The following is a 1,052-nucleotide window of genomic DNA, read 5'->3' on the forward strand; positions in this document are numbered from 1 at the left end:
AAGGGGCGAGGCCCCTTCGCGGGGGTCCAGGGGGCAGCGCCCCCTCGGGCGGGGTGCGGGGCGCAGCGCCCGCAAGCCGTCTGTTTGCAAGACCCCCTGCGGAGCATAGTCCCCTCGGGCTGGGTGCGGGGCGCAGCGCCCGCAAGCAGTCTGTTGCCCCCCAACAAACCCTGCGGAGCATCAACCCCCCTGGGCAGGGCGCAGCGCCCGCGCCTCGCCCGCGGGCGTGAAGCAAACAATCATGGGTAGCAACGACACTAGTCAGCAAACAAACAGAGGCTCCTGATATGCAGGCCTTGACCTACTGGAAAACAGTAACTATGGATCATACTGATTTGCTTGAGCGCTTCATTGCGTTACTGAACGAGCAACAGATCCGCTACTGTGTCATTGGCGGTCAGGCCGTCAACGCATATGTTGACCCAGTCGTGAGTCTCGATCTCGATGTCGTGATCGCCGTTGAGCAATTGGAGTTGCTGGAGCAATTGCTCGCAGCGCAGTTCTCACTCAAACGGTTTCCCCACAGCCTGAACATCGGACTCCCTGGGTCAGATCTGCGCATTCAGATCCAACTCGATCAGCGATACGCCGATTTCCCACAGCGAGCCGACATTCAAAATGTGCTAGGCCTTGGCTTACCGGTTGCCAGCCTGCAAGACACACTGCAAGGCAAAATCTGGGCCGCACTTGACCCTGAGCGACGTGCCAGCAAGCGCCAGAAAGACCTCGCCGATCTTGCCCGTCTCATCGAAGACTATCCCGATTTACGCGCCCAAGTACCAACAGAACTGCTAGACCGCTTGTTTTAGGCAGAATACCTTGCAAATAAGGCGGGTTATTTGACGCAAAGGCGCAGAGGCGCAAAGGTTTGAGGGAAGCGCGTGCGCGTCTTGGTGGCAAGACGGGTCAACCCTGCACATACAGTGGGTTATTTGACGCAAAGGCGCAGAGGCGCAAAGGTTTGATGGTAGAGTATGCGCGTCTTGGTGGCAAGACGGGTCAACCCTGCCAATACGGTGGGTTATTTGACGCAAAGGCGCAGAGGCGCAAAG

The 1,052-nt window shown here is 58.4% G+C and carries 1 protein-coding gene; it reads left to right on the forward strand.

The features are described 5' to 3' along the window. The first annotated feature begins 320 nt into the window (after window positions 1-320). Window positions 321-809: a nucleotidyl transferase AbiEii/AbiGii toxin family protein gene (locus EKD05_RS25560; RefSeq protein ID WP_165361007.1), complete on the forward strand. Its 489-nt coding sequence runs from the start codon at window positions 321-323 to the stop codon at window positions 807-809. Window positions 810-1,052 lie beyond the last annotated feature (243 nt).

It is taken from the genome of Candidatus Chloroploca sp. Khr17 (assembly GCF_004138165.1).
GTDB lineage: Bacteria > Chloroflexota > Chloroflexia > Chloroflexales > Chloroflexaceae > Chloroploca.

Excerpts from the sequence above, each read along its gene's own strand:
- EKD05_RS25560 (WP_165361007.1), top strand. The coding sequence starts at position 321 with ATGGATCATACTGATTTGCTTGAGCGCTTCATTGCGTTACTGAACGAG.